This is a genomic window from Roseateles sp., from assembly GCF_036486225.1.
GTDB lineage: Bacteria > Pseudomonadota > Gammaproteobacteria > Burkholderiales > Burkholderiaceae_C > Roseateles.
In genome coordinates, this window is sequence record NZ_DASVNZ010000384.1 from 1 (window position 1) to 17,571 (window position 17,571).

The 17,571-nt window shown below is 64.3% G+C and carries 14 protein-coding genes; 5 read left to right on the plus strand and 9 right to left on the minus strand.

All coding sequences use genetic code 11. The features are described from left to right. The first annotated feature begins 8 nt into the window (after nt 1–8). Nucleotides 9–914, plus strand: a complete 906-nt coding sequence (locus tag VF536_RS24700) for an SDR family NAD(P)-dependent oxidoreductase (RefSeq protein WP_331617635.1) — start codon at nt 9–11, stop codon at nt 912–914. 61 nt (nt 915–975) lie between these two features. Beyond that, nucleotides 976–2,703 carry a carboxylesterase/lipase family protein gene (locus VF536_RS24705; protein ID WP_331617593.1) on the plus strand — a complete coding sequence of 576 codons (1,728 nt, stop codon included), beginning with the start codon at nt 976–978 and terminating at the stop codon, nt 2,701–2,703. 48 nt (nt 2,704–2,751) lie between these two features. Here VF536_RS24705 and VF536_RS24710 read toward each other — a convergent pair whose 3' ends face one another. Further along, nucleotides 2,752–3,234 carry a hypothetical protein gene (locus VF536_RS24710; protein WP_331617594.1) on the minus strand — a complete coding sequence of 161 codons (483 nt, stop codon included), beginning with the start codon at nt 3,232–3,234 and terminating at the stop codon, nt 2,752–2,754. Nucleotides 3,235–4,011: 777 nt separating this feature from the next. On the opposite strand from VF536_RS24710, the gene VF536_RS24715 reads away from it, so the two are divergent. From VF536_RS24715 to VF536_RS24725, 3 genes are all read left to right on the plus strand, one after another. Then, a complete protein-coding gene (locus VF536_RS24715) occupies nt 4,012–4,278 on the plus strand; it encodes a hypothetical protein (protein WP_331617595.1) in 267 nt (88 codons plus the stop codon). After that, nucleotides 4,271–4,906 carry a hypothetical protein gene (locus VF536_RS24720; protein ID WP_331617597.1) on the plus strand — a complete coding sequence of 212 codons (636 nt, stop codon included), beginning with the start codon at nt 4,271–4,273 and terminating at the stop codon, nt 4,904–4,906. The genes VF536_RS24715 and VF536_RS24720 overlap by 8 nt, the downstream gene beginning before the upstream one ends. A 132-nt stretch (nt 4,907–5,038) precedes the next feature. Further along, nucleotides 5,039–5,365, plus strand: coding sequence for a hypothetical protein (locus VF536_RS24725; protein ID WP_331617598.1), 327 nt, complete (start codon nt 5,039–5,041; stop codon nt 5,363–5,365). Nucleotides 5,366–5,929: 564 nt separating this feature from the next. On the opposite strand, the gene VF536_RS24730 is transcribed toward VF536_RS24725, so the two are convergent. From VF536_RS24730 to VF536_RS24765, 8 genes are all read right to left on the minus strand, one after another. After that, nucleotides 5,930–7,771, minus strand: coding sequence for a hypothetical protein (locus VF536_RS24730; protein WP_331617599.1), 1,842 nt, complete (start codon nt 7,769–7,771; stop codon nt 5,930–5,932). Between the two features lie 20 nt (nt 7,772–7,791). Next, a complete protein-coding gene (locus tag VF536_RS24735; protein ID WP_331617600.1) occupies nt 7,792–9,063 on the minus strand; it encodes a hypothetical protein in 1,272 nt (423 codons plus the stop codon). Between the two features lie 131 nt (nt 9,064–9,194). Beyond that, nucleotides 9,195–10,097 carry a hypothetical protein gene (locus VF536_RS24740; RefSeq protein ID WP_331617601.1) on the minus strand — a complete coding sequence of 301 codons (903 nt, stop codon included), beginning with the start codon at nt 10,095–10,097 and terminating at the stop codon, nt 9,195–9,197. Nucleotides 10,098–10,565: 468 nt separating this feature from the next. Then, the gene (locus tag VF536_RS24745; RefSeq protein ID WP_331617602.1) at nt 10,566–13,244 is read right to left on the minus strand and encodes an ATP-binding domain-containing protein; all 2,679 of its coding nucleotides are present in this window, start codon (nt 13,242–13,244) and stop codon (nt 10,566–10,568) included. A 706-nt stretch (nt 13,245–13,950) separates the two neighbouring features. Continuing rightward, nucleotides 13,951–14,346 (minus strand): CzcE family metal-binding protein, encoded by a 396-nt coding sequence (locus VF536_RS24750; protein ID WP_331617603.1) that lies wholly within the window; start codon nt 14,344–14,346, stop codon nt 13,951–13,953. A 44-nt stretch (nt 14,347–14,390) separates the two neighbouring features. After that, nucleotides 14,391–15,821, minus strand: a complete 1,431-nt coding sequence (locus VF536_RS24755; protein ID WP_331617604.1) for a retropepsin-like aspartic protease — start codon at nt 15,819–15,821, stop codon at nt 14,391–14,393. A gap of 24 nt (nt 15,822–15,845) precedes the next feature. Next, complete coding sequence (locus tag VF536_RS24760) at nt 15,846–16,622, minus strand: molybdopterin-binding protein (protein ID WP_331617605.1); 777 nt, start codon at nt 16,620–16,622, stop codon at nt 15,846–15,848. Beyond that, nucleotides 16,619–17,566: a cytochrome b/b6 domain-containing protein gene (locus tag VF536_RS24765; protein ID WP_331617606.1), complete on the minus strand. Its 948-nt coding sequence runs from the start codon at nt 17,564–17,566 to the stop codon at nt 16,619–16,621. Before VF536_RS24765 ends, VF536_RS24760 begins: the two co-directional genes overlap by 4 nt. Nucleotides 17,567–17,571 lie beyond the last annotated feature (5 nt).

Below are 17,571 nucleotides of genomic sequence, written 5' to 3' on the forward strand. Positions count from 1 at the left end.
CGGCGGCGCTGCAGGGCCGCGTGGCCATCGTCACCGGCGCGGGCGCGGGCCTGGGCCGGGCGCATGCGAAATACCTGGCCCGGCAGGGCGCGCGCGTGGTGCTGGTCGATCTGGGCGAGAGCGCCGCGGCGGTGGCCGACGAGATCGTGCGCACCGGCGGCGAGGCGGTGGCGCACCAGGCCTCGGTGACCGACGAGGCGCAGGTGCAGGCCGTCGTCGAGGACACACGTCGGCGCTGGGGTAGGGTGGACATCCTCGTCAACAACGCCGGCATCCTGCGCGACAAGAGCTTCGCGAAGATGAGCCTGGACGAATTCCGCCTGGTGCTGGATGTGCACCTGATGGGTTCGGTGATCTGCAGCAAGGCCGTGTGGGAGCTGATGCGGCGGCAGAACTACGGGCGGATCGTGATGACGAGTTCCTCGTCGGGGCTGTACGGCAACTTCGGCCAGGCCAATTACGGCGCGGCCAAGATGGCGGTGGTCGGGCTGATGCAGACCTTGGCGCTGGAAGGCGCGAAGTACGACATCCGCGTCAACTGCCTGGCGCCGACGGCGGCCACCGGCATGACCGACAGCCTGCTGACGCCCGAGGCCAAGCGTGCGCTCGTGCCCGAAGCCGTGAGTCCAGCGCTGCTGGCGCTGGTCGGCGAGGACGCGCCGACGCGCGCGATCCTGTGCGCCGGCGCCGGCCATTACGCGCGCGCCTACGTGTCGCTGACGGCGGGACGCTACATCGGCGCCGCGCCCGACGCGGGCCAGCGCGTGCAGTCGGACTGGGACGCCATCAGCGAGCGGACCGGCGACAGCATCCCGGCGGCCGGCAGCGTGCAGGTCGACCAGCAGCTCGCGGCCGCATCCGGTGCTGGTGCCGGTGCCGACCGACGCAGCGGCGAGAGCGTTCCCATCGCGTAGGGCTGCGGCCTTCGGCCGCCGTCCGGACGTTTGCTTCCCACGACGACAACAGGAGACAACGATGCTTCGTTCCCGATGGCAGGCTCTGGCCTGTGTGGTGCTTGGCGCGGCGCTGCTCGCCGCTTGCGGCGGCGGTAACGGCGATGGTCCCGAGGACGGGGCTCGGATCACGAGCGCGTCGTCGCAGGTGGCGGGCGAGGGCGCCGAGGCGGATCGCCGCGACGCGCGCCTTCGTCGCGTCACGGCCCAAGGCCCGGTGCTCGGCTCGGAGGAACCGCAGACCGGGACGCTGCGTTGGCTCGGTCTGCCGTACGCGAAGCCGCCCACGGGATCGTTGCGATGGATGCCGCCGGTCGATCCGGACGCGTGGCGCGACACGCGCGACGCCAGGGCCTTCGGCCCTTCGTGCGCGCAGACGGGCCGCTTCTTCAGTCCGGCGCCGGACAACGCGGCCTTCGGGCTGTCGGTGCGCGACGGCTTCGGCAAGCTGGTCGGATCGGAGGACTGCCTGACGCTCAACGTCTGGCGCCCGGCCGGCGACAGCGGCCCCCTGCCGGTGATCGTCTTCATCCACGGCGGCAGCAACATCAGCGGCTACTCGTCGGATCCGATCTACCTGGGCGGCGCGTTGGCTGCCAAGGCCAAGGCGGTGGTCGTCACGATCAACTACCGGCTCGGCATGTTCGGCTGGCTCGACATGTCGCAGCTCAAGACCGGTGAGGCGAGGGCGGACTCCGGCAACTTCGCGACGCTGGACCACATCCAGGCGTTGAAGTACCTGCGCGCCAACGCCGCGGCCTTCGGCGGCGATCCCGGCAACATCACGTTGATGGGCGAATCGGCGGGCTCGGTGAACATCTGGGCCTTGCTCGTGTCGCCGCTGGCGAGCGGGCTGTTCCACAAGGCAGTGGCCATGAGCGGGGGCGTGCAGGCGGCCGATGGACTGACGCCGAAGATGTATGCAAGCGCCCTGCTGCATGCGCTGCTGATCGCCGACGGCAAGGCCTTCAACGACTTCACGGCGGAGCTCTACCTGCTGGGCCAGACACGGCAGCAGGTGGCGGCGTTCCTGAGGTCCCGGACGACGCAGCAACTGATCCAGGCAGAGCAGACGGCGGGACTGTCCGGCAAGTCGCCGGCGGTCTTCACCGACGGCACGGTGCTGCCGCAGAGCCCGATCGGCGCGATCCTGCTGGGCCGGTACAACCGCGTGCCCATGCTGGCCGGCAATACGCGCGACGAAGGCAAGCTGTTCGGCCCGTTCAAGCCGAACGAATACGACCGGTTCACGATGCAGTACCGCTTCGATCCGGATGGACCGCAGACCTTGAGCGAGAGCGACCTGCTCAGTCCGTTGTTCCTGCCGGTGGACAAGCCGATCACGGGCTGGAACACGATCTCGTCGCTGGCGACGGTGGCGGTCTTCGGCAAGGGGATCGTCGAGTCGATGAGCGCCTTGTCCTTCCAGCAACCGGCGCAGACCTGGTACTACCGGTTTGACTGGGATGAGGAACCGGCGCCGTTCGACACGGTCTACGGCGCGGCGCATGCGATGGACCTGCCGTTCGCGTTCGGGAACTTCGGGCGGAGCGCGCTGTCGTTCGCGTTCAGCAAGGCGAACGAGCCGGGACGGCTGCAGCTGTCGGACGCGATGATGACGTCGATCGGCGCGTTCGCGGCGACGGGGAATCCGAACAACGCGAGCCTCGGCACGGCCTGGCCGAACTGGCCGGCGCGGATGGTGTTCGATGCGTCGCAGACGCAGGCGAGGATCGCCGTGGAGCGCTGACGGACCGCCAGAGGGAACTGCGGATCCCCAGTGGCTCCAGGAGCGGCGCTACTGGCGGGCTCCAGGATCCTTGGCCCGGAGCGCAACGACGCTGATGCGCGCCACGCGGTCGAGCGCTCGACCTTCCGGCGTCTCCCCATGGGTGGGCTCGGCCACGATGAGTTCAATCGGGAACTCCGTGCCCGCGCCGGAGCGCAGATAGTCCTGGACACGGGCGGCTCGGGTGGTCGCCAAGGTGCTGGCGATCTTCTGCTGCCGTTCGATCTGGTCGACTGAACCGGTGATCCGGATGGAGAGCAGCGAATGCGTGCTCTTCAGTCGCATCAGCAAGCCGTCCAGCTTCTCGAACACGGTCGCAGAGGGATACGGCACTTGATGGTCGAAGAAGACGTCCAACTCGTAGCGGACCTGTTCCGACGCCTCGCGAGGCACGACGGGGGCCAGGCGCCACGCTGGCGCATGCGGCACAGGCATCCGGTACAGCCGGAGCAACGCGGCAGTCCAAGGCTCGCCATCGCAGTTGCTGAGCATGTCGGTCAGGCGCCTGCTGTCCGAAGAGGTCTTGGCTTCCGCGGCCGAGCAGCCTGGGGATGGACTGGATGCACTGGGTGCCGTGGCATCGGCGGCCTGGCTTTCTGCTGCGGAGGCAAGCAGAGGCAAGACGGCGGCAGAGGCAGCGACCAGGGCACGGAGGGTGTTGGCGGTCGTTCGACGGTGACGGACGAGGTTCGGCGCAATGGTGGATGGCACGGACTTGACTGTGGGGCGGGCAACGGCCGAAGTGTCGCCGAGAGCGCTTGATGGGTGTAGCACCCACCTCGGTCGCTTCATCCATAAGACTGACAATGTGCATTATGTGATTATGTAGATTGACGTCGCCTTAGCCTTATCGCGCCTCGTCGTGGGCCTTGGCTGCCCGACAAGAATTTCCCCCTCTGAGTCTGCCCTCTGCCACCACCGAGTTGCCTAAATCCTTTGCGCACTCGGCAAGCCCGAGCGCCCGCACTGCGCCTTGCTGCCACAATGGGAGCCAGGCGAACCGCAAACAGTCCTTGGGTTTCACCCCAATAGGGCAGCACCCCGCCATCGAGTGCATAGCGCTCCCGGACAAGACAAGGATGGCGCCTTGCCTCAACATCCGGCTGAACCGGGCCACGTCGCAACGCGCCTACTGGCGTAGCCCGTCCCGTCCGCGTGGCCGGGTTGCGGTGCTCCGGCGGTGCCGAGACGGCGTGCGGGAAAACACCGGTGCTTCGGTTCCTAGCTCCCCCTCCAATCGCTGAGGACAACCAAATCGATGGAGCAGCGATGAGCAGCGAAGAGCCCGAGGTCCTGTTCGGTCCGGCCTTCCGGCAGGATGTCATCGCGATCGTGCACGACACTTGCATCTTCGCGCTGGTGCTCGCGGTCATGGCCGCCCTGCACTTCCTCATCTCGATCTCGGGCTTGCCCCAGCCCGTGCAGCGCTTCTTCGAGTTGGTGGATCTGCTGGGCAAGGGGGCGCTTTCGGTCGTCCTGTCCGTCAGTCTGGTCCTGCGCTTCATCCGTCGCATGTGGGGAGTTCGTCATGCGTGATTGGATCGATGCGTATCTGATCCGCGTCCGAACTGCGGAGTTCTGGCTACTTTTGCTTTGCATGATTGCTGTTTTGGCAACCGCAGGGACGATTTGGAACCTGCCCGAGGAGCAATTGCTGGCGATCACGATGCTGATTGGTGCCTTCGCGCCAATCTTGCCCGTGGGCCGAATCAAGCGCCCCGACGAAGGGCCTCAAATGAGTTTGATGTACTACGACGCCCCCGGTGTCGAAGCTCTTAGGCCAGAGATCATCGCGTTGCTGGAGGAGCTGGCACTGCGCGGCACCGGATTCAAAGCGCGCGAAGCCAGGTTGAAGCGCCTCAAGACGACTGCCGTGGACGCAGGAATGCGTGAGACGGCCGCCAATCGACTAGTCCGTTCGGTGGCGTTAGGGGAGATTCATCGTGCCATGCGCTTGCTCCTTGTGTATCAGCAGACAGGCGCATTTGAATCAAAGGATCTTTTCCGTCTCTTGGAATGCATTCGACGGGTTGACTACGACAGGCCCCGTCGAGTCCTGCCACTCTTCTTGCGGATTCTGTTCTTGCGAGTCACTTTTTTTAGGCGCATGGCAACGTTGATCGCCTCACACAAAGCGGATGGCCCAGGTTCAGGGGGGCATTAGCTACCTGTCGCGAGCCGAGATGATGCGCCCTGCAATCACGTGAACGGTCGCCCGCTCCGGCGTACACGAGGTAGCGGTGGTTCTTACTAGGGAACTTTGTGGCTGAAGACCACGAATTGCAGGGAGATAGGTGTGGCCAAGCGAATCACTACCGGCAGTGGCGCAACTTTCGACACGATCAAAGCCGCCAAAGCTCATTTCAGCGAAATCAGAGAATCGACCAAGCCGGGCGAACTCTTGGCTGATCCCATTCGCGCGGACGTCCTTGACATCTATCGACGCTATTGCTCGGCGACCAACTATGCCGCCGTCTTGGCCATTGATGTGACCACTCAATTGGACAAGCGCCAGCGCGCCGGCGGAAACTACGCGACGACAAAGGCCTTCGCTGTGGTGACTGCAGAAGGGACCCCCCACATTTTCAGCATGGACCAAGCACTCGAGGCGATTGCCGAGTAGCTCCGCTCGTGGCCCTGCACGCAGGCGAGGTGTGAAGCTTCAATTGGTTGTATCGGGTGTTCACTCAGGCTCAACTTGAGAGGCTGGAAATCGCCAAACGCGAGTCACTCAGGAGAGCAGCCGGATGAACACCCACAAACATCCCTTGCTGCTCGTCAGCCAGCGAGACGTGAGCGTAGCGCACAGATTCGACTGCACCAGCGTACCGGTTGGGAACGGCTTCGCGGGATGCGCTCATGCACCAGTCGCCGAGTGACATCATGGAATCCTTAAAGCAGGCCAAGACGATGATGGCACCTTTGCACGGCAGGGCCTCGAGATCCGGGACCATACGCAGGATCGAAGAGCTGATGCAAATTGCGGCGGAGTACGACGAGGCCTTGACGGGGCAGCTGGCGCGTACGAGTACCAGAATTTACTTGGCGTCGAGTTGAGCGCTTCGCTCTGCCGTCAAGCTGGGATCGCCGGACGCTTACAAGCCGCCTTGATTGAGGCGTTTTCATCGTCTTCCGTGTTCGAAAGTGCGCGTCGCCGGCAGCGTCAAGGACGACTGGGCGCTGCGGGCTACAACGCTGAACCGATGGCGGGCTTTCCTCCTGCCGCCCCAGGCTTGATGGCACTGAGTTCCTTCAGGGAGACCATCGGTTTGAGTTCCGAAAGCTTGACGACGAGCTTGCCATTGACGACTTCCTTGGGTGGATCGACAACTTGCTTGCGGCGCTCCAGCCAACTCTGGGCGACGCTTGGTTGACGCTCCATGAGCCGCTTGTGCAGGTCCATTTCGTCCCACCGATCCTGGTAGATGATGTCGAGTTGGGCTGTAAGCCTCATCACACCTAGAAGATTCAACGTCTCGACCAGCGGCACTTCATTGATCGCCACTGTTGGCGCCTGCGCCTTGTAGCCCTCAAGCAGCGGATCGACATTGACCTCACCCGCCCCGGGACCGCCAGCATCGGCCTCGGGATCGTTTTCACTAGGGAAAAGAGTTCCGGCCACCTTGCTGCGCCACACAAGATTTCCCCAGTCACGGACAACCTCCAAGCCCAATCTGTGGCAGTCTGCTTCCGTGAAGCTCGCTTGCACCTCGAGCAACCTGCGCGCCACCGCGTAGCGACGGTGCGCCAACCGGGCCCAGACCTCGAGCTCTGGACGCCGATCTTGCACGCGTCTGCCGGCATTCACCAAGAAGTTGGCGGGCTCGGCCATCCGTTCGATGCTGCGCTCCATCGCCTGCTGCAACCGATCGATGACGGTCTGTTCATCGCGCAGCGGCGTGGGGCCAAGCCGACCGACGGTTCTCTTGATCGCACACTGGTACACCTGCGTGCACGCGTCTACCACGTGATCGAGCGCAGTGCGCGCGTAGTCGACGACCGCTGCCTGCCCATCGGCCCGGATCAGCGCCAAGGCGTCGGCCGCCGTATCCATGCCCGCTTCAAACGCGGCAGGCGGCTCCGCGATGACTGGCTGTTCGGGTTCGCTTTCCGAGCCAACTCCTGCCGCTTGGCGCTTCGCATGCGTTGCCAGCCGGTACCGCGGCACATCCCACGGCAACTGCTGAGGGGCGCCGAGCAGCAGCCGCCCGCTGGCCAGTCCGAGTTGTTCCAGAGCACCGGCTGGAACGTTCAAGGCCCACAAGGCTTCGCCAGCGATGAGCCAACGCGAGTCGGTACGCATTGCTTCCATCGCACCGATCAGACGACGACATTCCGCCAAAGCTCCCTGCGCGGACGCGGGTGACCAGGCCGTCTCAATGTCCGGTGCGTCCGCGATCGAGTTGTCCCATTCCAGCACCCGTTCTGCCACGATCCGGCCATCCTCCTGCAGCGCTTCGCGCGGAGGGCAGCGCCACATCGCCGATGCCGTAAACCCTTTGTCCCGCTGCGCAATGGCAGTCGGCCAGAGCCAATGACAAAGGTGTTGATACAGGGACGGTCCGGCCAGCTTGTCGACCAACCCGTTCAACGGCCCCGGGGGACGTGTCTGCACACACTCCAGCCACACGACGCGCACCCTTTCCTGATCCTGCGTCGAATAACCGGCTTGTTCCAAGCGCGATCGGAGCTGCTGCGTTGACTCCTCCAGCAAGCCGCCCAGCCCGGCCTTCGCCGGAGCAGAGGAACCCAATTGATCCATCGAGCACGGCGGCAGACGCTGCAACCGGGTCAACAGACCGCGGCGCAACTCCGCTTGCGCAAGCGCCTGCAAGGTCAGCAGTGGTGTCGCCTGCGTCCCGCTTGGCGCACTCATGGGCTGAGGCAGACGTTGCGCCAATGGTGCAGCTTGTGGATCCTGACTCGCGTCCACCGCCAGTAGGCGCCACTGCCGCTCACGCCGGTACCACTCTGCCGTGATGCCCAACAGCGCGTTGGCGGCGACGGCGCTTGCGAGGACTGTGGTCATATCGATTCTCTCCGGTCGTGCTAGAGGCCAAGCCGGTCTTCCAGCCAATTCCGCGCTTCCTCGAGCGCATTGCCTGCTGAGTCGAGCAGGCCTCGGGCGATCAGGTCCGCCTGTTCCGCCGCGTGCCGCACCGCATTGGCCGCCTGTGTAACGGCAGTCTCCACGCCTTGCCCGGCCTGGTTCATGCTGTTGGTGATGTCGGGCGGCAACACGAGGTTCGCTGACTGAAGCACGCCGGAGACCCTGTCGACGGCGTCGCGAAGCTCTTTGTGCCGCCTTGCCAAGGCGTCGACCTCGCCTCTCATTTGCGCGACCAGCTCGACAGCCCCACGATGCGCTGCATCGGCGATCTGACTCGTCAGTGTCCCGATGCCACTGAGCACGCGCAGAGACTCGGCCTGGATCTGGCGGGCGGCGTCCTCGTACATCCTGGCGCCGATTTGCGTCAGTTGCTGGCCCAAGTCATTCGGCGCCCAGTCCAGTTTCGGAGAGCCGGCGAGCAGCCTCTTGAGGCGTTCTTCCCCGACATCTGCAAAATCGAAGGGGACGCCAGCAGCCTTGAGTTGCTGCACCACCGCTTGTGTCACCTGCCCCGCCTCCAGCACCACGGCGGACAGGCCTCTCTCCAGTCGGTCAGGAACAGACTTGACCTTATCGGCGAGATCCGCGATGCGTTGCGGCATGTCCTTCAGAGCCTTTGAGAGCCGGGCCACCTCGACCATTGCGTCGTTGACCGAGCGCGGCGCCCGGATGTCAATGTCAACTTCCATCGCTCGGCTGAAACCACGATGCAGATCAACATACATGTGCACCACGCGTCCCGCATCACCACCGATGCGATCGGCAATCCAGTCGTAAGTCTTTTCGTAGAGCTGCACCGTAGGATTGGTGGGCGTCTTGACGACGATCACCAAACCCTCTTCCTCGACCACCGTCTCAAGCACGCCGATGGAAAAGGCATCGATCAGGGCACTTGCGGCATCTCGTGCGTTTTGTCGAAGTAACACTGGAAAGCGCTGCCAGAACACCTCCCAAGCGGCGGCGACGCGCATCGATACCTCGCCAGGTGTGGCCATTGCCACGCAGTAAGACTCCCAGAGTGCAGTCTCTGCACTCACCTGGATCACCCGCTCCAGTTCGCCCTTCAGCGCCTCTTCGACGCCGTGCTCGATGAGTTCGAATGGGCCGGTGACCGCAAGGCGCCAGCAGCGGATCTGCGTCCTGTTGGTTGTCGGGTCGTAGCCCGTAGTGGCCCTGGCCAACTCGAGCGCGTAGTACACCTTGCTGTGCATCTTCCCTCCCCCCGCCGTTGGCCGCACTTGAGGGGCGCGAGCGCGGCGTGCAGTTGTATCGCTGAGCCTGGGATGACCTTTGCCGACCGTCCGATAGACGTCATGGTTCGAAAACGATCGACCGCGGACAATCAGGGGGCAGGCAGGATGGCGGGCCACGGCTTCGCGGATATCTCCAGCAGGCGCTCATGGCTCAAGGGCATTTGGTCTTGCAGCCGCCGGCGCAACGGTAGGCCCAGCGCGACCTCGCCCGACAACACTGCCTGCTGATGATCCGTTGCAGTCATGCTCGGTACGCTCGCCTCGAAGAAACTCCCGACCACTGCCAGTCGCTCAATCCACACCAGCATCCCCCGAACCACTTTGGGCAAGTACTCCTTGAGTGCCTCCTCAAGGCCGTCGACCAAGACATCCAGCTCGTAGTACTCCGCGAGCTCTTGCTTGACTTGTTCGAACACTTGGTCGGCCGCTTCGACCATCACCTGATCGAACTCTTCGCGGGAGCCTGCGGACCAATCCTCCGAGCCCTTGGCGAAGCGCCTCTTGAGCAACGACTCCCATTCCATGAGGTACGGCAAGGTGGCCGCGAACGTCTTGGTTGCATCCACCTCGCGCTTGAGCGCGCCCAGGCATTCCGCGGTGGTCATGGCATCGTTGCAAAGGCTGGACGCGAACAGCTGCTGAGGCGTCAGCACGGCGCCATGCGTGAGCTGCCCCTCCTCGATCACCACAGGCACTCCTGGATTGGCGTTCTTGAGTTCGATCACGTAGCCGGTGTCTGCGCTATGCGCTGTAAACGCGCCAGGGCCGATCAGGAAATGGATCGTTGTCCAGCCCGGACGCTTGCTGGTCAGTCTGACCGTATGGGACGACGCTCCCGCAACCGCTGGCTGAAGCGTCACCTGCAGCGATGCTGCGCCACGCAGCCTCAACTCCAGACAGTAGGGCTGCACGAACTTGACTCCTCCACCGACCTTCACGCTGTTCAAGAAAGTGGTGCCGGGAGTCAAAAGCTGACGCTGCAGGACTGGCATGGCGGCTCCATCATTGCGCTGATTGAGCTACTTGCCATGCGAGTGGCAGGTGAGGACTACGGGTCGAGAAGCCCCACCGTGACTTGCGATGGCAAATCCGACGGACACGAACGCTGAGGATTACATCACCCCAGTGAGCCGCAGTCTTGTCGCGTCATTAGGTTCGGCGACGTCGTACCGACAAACGCCCTGCTTCGACGAGTACATCGGCTCGATCCTGCCTATGCGGGGCGCGCGCCCGTCAACTGACGACGCTGCCCGTTCGCCAGGGACTCGGGCGCGTCCGAGCTCCGCCTTCAATCGGCTAGGGGTTTGTTGCCGCAACAGATTTCGCTTCTGCAATGGTGTCGCATGTCCGCGTCGCGAAGGACCCGATCCAACTCGACAAGTTGTTGATTTATAAGTCATTCACCTACGAACCAGAGAAGGGAGAATCGTGAGGGACAGCTCCTTCCTCTCACCTGCCCGCTACCAGCGCTCCGCGAATTGCGGCCGCAGCGACGCCATGGTCGGCGGCAGGACGCTGTCGCAGCTCATGCCCAGATAGGTGGCCGCACGCGTGGTGCCGACATACAGGTACTTGTCGAACAGGCCGGGCTGTGCCACCGCGAGCCGGTCCACACCGATGAAGAAGACGGCCTCGAACTCCAAGCCCTTGATGTGCTGGATATCGAAGACTCGCACGTCGTTCTCGTTGCCCATGAACTTGCCGTCCTTGGAGGCCACGGCCTTGATGTTGATGTCGAGCAGCCGCTCGCTCAACGCGTTGGCGAGCGGCTCGACCGCCTGCTCATCGATCACGAGCACGGCGATCGTCGGCAGCTTGTCGCTAAAGGCCTCGATCTCCCGGATGCGTGCAGCCAGCCACGTGGCGACTGCAACAGGGTTCGTCAGCCCTTCCACCAAAACTGGGGCGACGCCTTCGTTCTCCATGCCGTCGGGCAAGGACACCGTGCCTGAGTCGCCCGCGTCGAGCGCAGCGATGCTCTTGGCCAGTTCGTTCAATTGGGTGGTTTGCCGGTAGGAGATCCGGATCGCCTCGTCCCGCAGGTCTGGGCAGGCCCAGCGCATGTCCTCGAGACTGCGGCTGCCCCAGCGCGTCAGGCGCTGGTTGAAGTCTCCGCAGGCGAAGAACGAGGGCCCTGCCGGATTGGCGAGCGCAGCCATGCAGGCCAGTTGGATGGGTGAGAAGTCCGTCGCTTCATCGACCAGGACCTGGTGCCGCAGCAGCGCCCTCATCGTGCGCAGCGGGGCCCATTCCCTGTTATTCAGGTCGCGCTGCACTGCGGCCCGGACCAGCAGATTCGATGCGTTGCGCAGCGTCGCCAAGAGCACGACATCGAGTTCCAACAGGTCCAGATCGGTCACCAGGTAGCCCGTGGCGGGCCGGTACCAGCTGGATTCGGCCTGGCGCGCACGCCGGAAGCCGCGGTACCGCTGCGGAATGCCGTTGATGAAGGAATGCGCCGGGTTGAGCAGCCTACGAATCCGGGACTGCTGCACGAGGCTGCGCCCAACTGCGGTCAGGTCGATCGGTGACAGGCCTCGATCGCCCAGCCATTCCACGATCCGACTGCTGCGCCGGCCCTTCTTCAGGGAATTGCCCATCGCTCGCGACCTCGCCAGCGTGCGGAGACTGCTTTCGTAGGCCTGCATCGCGGCGTTGCGGGTCGTCTTGGATTCCACGGGGATTTCCTCGTCCTCCGCCGCATCGTCATCGTCGTCGTCTGTGTCGCTTCCTGTGTCCTGCAGGCTTTCCATGAAGCGTGCCAACTCGTCGAGGAAGCCGCGGTTGCGGTTCACCTGCAGGGTCAGCGCATCCCTGAGCTTCCCGTTCGTAAATGACCGCATCTCCGTCAGTCGAGTCTGCAGCGCCGCTCCGAACTGGGTCAGTTCGACTACGGCGTCACCGACGTTGCTGGCTTCCTTGCCGGCCAGAGCATCGAGGGCCGGTTTGGCCAGAGCGGCCACGGCTTTGTCGTTGTCTGACTTCAAATCCTCGGCGGCCTGTCGGACCGACGCGAGCCAGGCATTCGTCTGCCAAGCATCGAAGTCGTCGTACCAATCAATAGGCCGCTCGCGCGCCGCCTCTGACAATGTCGCGTCGGTGGCTTTCTCCACGAAGATGCCACTGCCCGCGCCGGAGCGCAGGATGTTGAAGTGGTTGCGTGCGATGTCGGTACGCTGTTGGGCCCAGGTGCTGATGCGCTGCTCGGGCGCGGGGATGCCTTCGCGTTGGAATGCCTCCTTCACGTATTGGCGAAGTAGTTCCGTCGGCGTGAACATCAGCCAGCTGTGGGCATGCTGCAAGTCGCTGGATTCGTCCATGCGCTGCACGAGTCGTTGCTCTCCCTCATCCAGCACGGCCGTGTCTAGCTTCTGTCCCAGGCGCCGAATCAACGTGGTCGTCTTACCGGTCCCTGGGGGACCGAGGATCAGTAATCGGCTGGACAGTGGCAGACGGAAGATTTCATCCTGGAATTTATCCAGAACTGGCTGGTCGCGCAGACCCATCTTGGTGATGACGCTACGACGCCGGCCCTCGAAAAGATTCTCTTCGGCCTCTTCCTCCGCCAGGAGCGCGGCGAGGATATCCTCGATGGGGCCGGCAGCAGGCGCCAGGAGCCCCCGCAGCGAGAGTACGGTCCAAGTCTTGAAATCGTGGCTCTCGAACAGGTTGTCTCGAGAGTCCCATTCGGCATCCTTGACCGGGTGCAGCAAGGCACGCTCGCGCAGCTCGAACACCTCGCCGCCAGGGCTGACGAAGGAGTCACCGACGGATCGCGACGCTAAGGCGCCCATCGGCGAACGGTAGGAGATGAGCTGCGAGCCGACCCCAGACGGCGGCGAAGTGCGGGACACGTACCAAGTACGTAGCTGGCCCGATTTGTCGCTGACCACGACCCGTGCAATAGCCGGCTCGCGACTCAACGACTGGTACGCCAGCGCCTTCTCGGTGTTCATGCGGTCAAGGTTGCGCAGCGCTGCAGCCTCGCGCACCGGGTTCATTATCCCGATCGAGTCGCCGGTGAGAGCCGGTTCGCCTTGCAGGCCGCGCAGCGCTTGCAGTTCGACCCTTTCGAAAGTTTCGAGAACGTCTTCCGCGACGACGCTCACAGCGCCAGAACTGTTCTGTTCTTCTGGCATCAATGCCCCCCATTCTTCCTGTCGTTCTTGTCCACCAGCCGCGACTGAAGCGCCCGGTGGCTATCTCAAACCATAGCAGGCAAGTGAGGCCTTTCGTGGTGAAGACGCACATTCGTCTGCGGGGGGCGACAGGAACGGGACGATGCAAGTTGGGGCCACGGCGTCGTGCGCCTGAGCAGCGTCCCGATACTGCGTCGTGCAGCATGACGAACGGGAGTCGGCGTGTGCTAAGCCGAAGCGCTGCCCTGAAAGGGCTGCGCGTGGACGCGTGGCGCCTAGGCAGCGTCCCGCAGGCCGCAAGCCGCGCCGCGGTCACGCATCGCCAGTCCGGCGCGCCCTGCCTTTCGAAATTTGCGGCAGCCGACGCAGTCCAACAGAGGCTGTGTGGCGCTCATTACGTGTTACTCCGTGCGTTCGTAAGGCCAGAGATTTACCACCTTGACGCCGCCGCTATTGCTTGGGTTAGTAAGGTTGGGCGGCGATCTTGCGTCGCGATGTTGCGACAGAATTTCACCGCCCAGAGCCGCGCACTCCCCTTCAAATCAATGGCTTACGAGTCGACGCCTGACGGTGATTTTTCGGTCACCCTACTCGCAACGCCGATGATTACCAGCAGCGGCCCGGCGAAGGCCAGGCCGCTGTCGGACATCAATCAACCTGGGCCACCCGCAGCCTTGAGCGGGTCATGGCCTGCTCCCCCTGGCGATCAGGATTGCGTGCTCGGGTCGACGTCGACTTCGACCGCCACGCCATGCGTCTGGAAGCCTTCCGGCGCAATGCGGCTCAGCAACACGTTGCGGCCACCCAGGCCGTTGAAGGTCCAGATGAAGGACCGGTCGCCGGCAACAAAGCGCACGGTCTCGCCGTACTGGACGCTCACGTCGCGCTTCGTGGCGGCCAGGTCGATCACGCGCATGGGCGCGGCACCGGTGTCAGCGCTTCCATGGACGCACACGCCGTTGGCGAAGGTGTCGAGGCACGAGACGTGCGCCGTGGCGGCATGCGAGAAAGCCGGTGCGGCGATGGCAAGCAGGCCGGCGATGCGCAGCATCGTCATCGGGGTCAGGCGACGGGCACGGGGGAACTGTTGGCGGGTGGTCATGGAAACGGGGCCGAAGCCCCGTACTGAAACACACCGCCGACAGGCTACTTGTCGATCCTGAACCGCATCGCCCGGAAGTCGATCGTGAATCCCGATGCGTCGCGCCACAGGCTTTGCCCGAGGTTGCCGAACATGGGTTGGGGCCCCTCTCCTGGTCCGCGCTGCGTCTTCACGTCCACGTCCTTGAGCACCACCTCCTCGGAGCCGACGAGCGCCCTCCACTCGGGCTGAATGGCGGTTTCGCGGGTTTTCGCTCCCCCCAGGCCGGCATAGCTGCTCGTCTTGCGCGGCCAGTCGGACGCGCGATCCTTCACCGTCATCCAGTACGTGTAGGACAGGTCCGTGGCATTGGCTCCCGTATCGAGGCTGAATGGCATCTGCACGCCGTCGACACCCAGCAGGACCACCGGCGTCAGTTCATTCATGTAGAGACGCGCACCCTCCCCGGTCGCCAGCGATGGCGAACCGATCGAGATTTCCTTGTCTCCAATGAAGCTCACCCGGCCCAACGCCTGGAACACGGGATAGCCCAGTGCGGCGGAGATCTGGTGTTCCGCATGGGGCAGTTGAATGTGCAGATGTTCATCGTCGACCACGAGCACCACCACGTTGCGGAGCGTGGCGCTCCCCAGGCGGATCTCCTTCACGACGGCCACCTTGCTGGTGACCGTGATGTCGGTACTGCTGGCGACTTCGCCGATGTCACCCTTGACATCGAGCCCCAGGCGCCTGGCGAAGCTTTCGCTGACGATCGAGTAGTTGGCGCCCGAGTCCAGCATCCAGGCCGCGTCGACGCCATTGGCCACGACATCCACGTCGAACGTGCCCAAGGGGTTGCGGCGAATCGGCACGCGCGACTCCCCTGACAGGCTCACGGTCTGCGGCGGCGAGCCCGCGAGCGCGCTCGCCAAGGCCAGGTCGGTCCGAACACCATCCAGCATCTCGGGCTTCATCTGGCCGGCGTAACGCGAGACGGCCAGGCGCAGGGTGCTCGCCTGCTTGGAATAGGACGAGCTCTTCCGATAGTCGTCGGCGAGCACCAGCAGCGCCTGGACCGTTCTCGGCGAATGCTCCCGCTCGAGTGCCGGCAGTGCACGCAGGAGCGCTTGCCGGGATGCATCGATGTCGTTGGCGCGGTTGGCGGCAATGCCACGCAGGTAGTCGCCTCCGATAGTGCGCGGCAGACCAGGAAGCATGGCGCCGACCTCGTCCATGCGCCATGCGTCGAGGGCGGCTTCCATCCGCGTCAGCCGGTCGCTCTGATTCGCCGCGACGGCGGGACCGCTCAGGGAAGTCAGCATCGCGATCGCAATGCCCGCGATCGAAACACCGACACCTGAGTTCATGCGAAAGAAGAAATTCATGGTTTCCGGATCTTCGAATTCAATACGTCGGCACGACGAAGTGGATCGTCTGGACAGCGACACCTGATGTCGCAGCAAGTCGTCCCCGTTCACCTCGGTGTACATCGTCATGATGAAGTGATGTCCTGTCGTTGATCAGATGCCGGCGTACCACTCGTAGCCGCGGTCTTCCCAGTAGCCGCCCTTGCCGCCCCAGAGGTGGGTGAAGCTGGACACCACCTCCAGCCGCATCAGGTATTTCGCGTGCTTGTAGCCGAGGTGCCGTTCGACGCGAAGGCGCAGCGGCGCCCCATGCGCGACGGGCAGCCGCTGGTCGTTCATCGCGTAGGCCAGAAGGGTCTGCGGGTGCCACGCGTCGATCAGGTCGATGCTCTCGTAGTACCGACCGCTGCCGTCGAGCGTCTGCTCGAGTTCATCGGCACAGTGCAGGACGACGTAGCGCGCACCGGGCGACAGACGCGCAGCGTCCAGAACCCGGCTGAGCTGCACGCCCTGCCATTTGGCGATCGCGCTCCATCCCTCGACACAGTCGTGCCGCGTGATCTGCGTGCGTGAAGGCAGACCCATCAGGTCTTCGAGCGAGAGCGACAACGGCCGCTGGACCAGCCCGTCGACCCGCAATCGCCAGTCGGAGAACTTGCCGTTCAGGAGTTGCGCGTACTCCTCGGAGTCCGGCATGCTCGTCCCGTTGGCACGGAACACGGGAGACAGGTCCGCCTCGGTGAACTCCGTCGCCAGCCTTCCCCGCTCAAGGAGCAGCCGCTGCGCGCCTTGCGTGAGGTGTTCGGTCCTGCGGACCATGGCGTCCACGCCGGGCGTCGCGACCAGGCGGTCGCATCCGGACAGCGCCAGCGCGCCCAGGCCCGTGACCGCGCCGCCGAGCAGCCGCCGACGCGTGAGAAGTCGTGTCATTGCTTGTCCTCTTCGAGTTGGATGGCGTAGCGCCCGGTGATCATCGAGCGCAGGTTGTTCCACAGGCCCGACGCCACGACCATGGCCACGTGCACGACGACGAAGGCGACGATCGAGAAGGCGCTGACGAAATGAAGGGTGCGTGCGGTCGCCCTGCCCCCCAGCACATCGAGCAGCTGCGGCACCACCGCGTTCCCCCCCGGCGACATGGCGAGCCCCGTCACCAGCATCGCGGGCAGCAGCACGAAGATCACCAGCAGGTAGGTCAGCTTCTGCAGCGCGTTGTAGCGCCGCGCCTCCTCGCCCTTCGCGAACCTCAGGCGCGCGTGCTCGCGCACTTCGTGCCAGAGGTGGCCCGGCGTCAGCTGGTCGCGGGACGGCAGCAGATCCCGGCGGAAGTGGCCCCGGAAGAATCCGTAGGCCATGTAGACCAGCCCGTTGAACAGCAGCAGCCACGCGAAGGTGAAGTGCCAGCGCCGGCCAGCCCCGAGGTCGTGATACGACGGCAGCGTCATCCAGGTCGGGAACGCGCGCTCGACGAGCGCGCCGTCTTCCTTGCTCGCGCCCAGGATGCCCGTGGTGGGCACGCTCAGGCCGCCGATTCGCAGGCTTGCCCGCAGCGACTCGCCGGAGCCCGTGCTGGCGATCTCGAACACCGCGTGATCGTTGTCCGCCCCGAACTTGCCCAGATAGAGCCGAGGATGCGCGTTGAAGATCTGAAGCCCGCTCGCAAGCAGGATGACGACACAGACCAGGTTGAGCCAGTGACTCAGCCGGACCACCACCCCATGTCGCCGGACAAGGGTGATGCGCGGCCGTTCCACTTCAGGGGGCCGTTCCACGTCTGGCGGCGGCTCGACGGCAAGCGTCGGCGCGACGGGGGGCGTCGGGGAGTTCTGCATGGCGGGCTCCACTTCAGGCGGCCGGCGCATGGTCGGCCGCATCACGA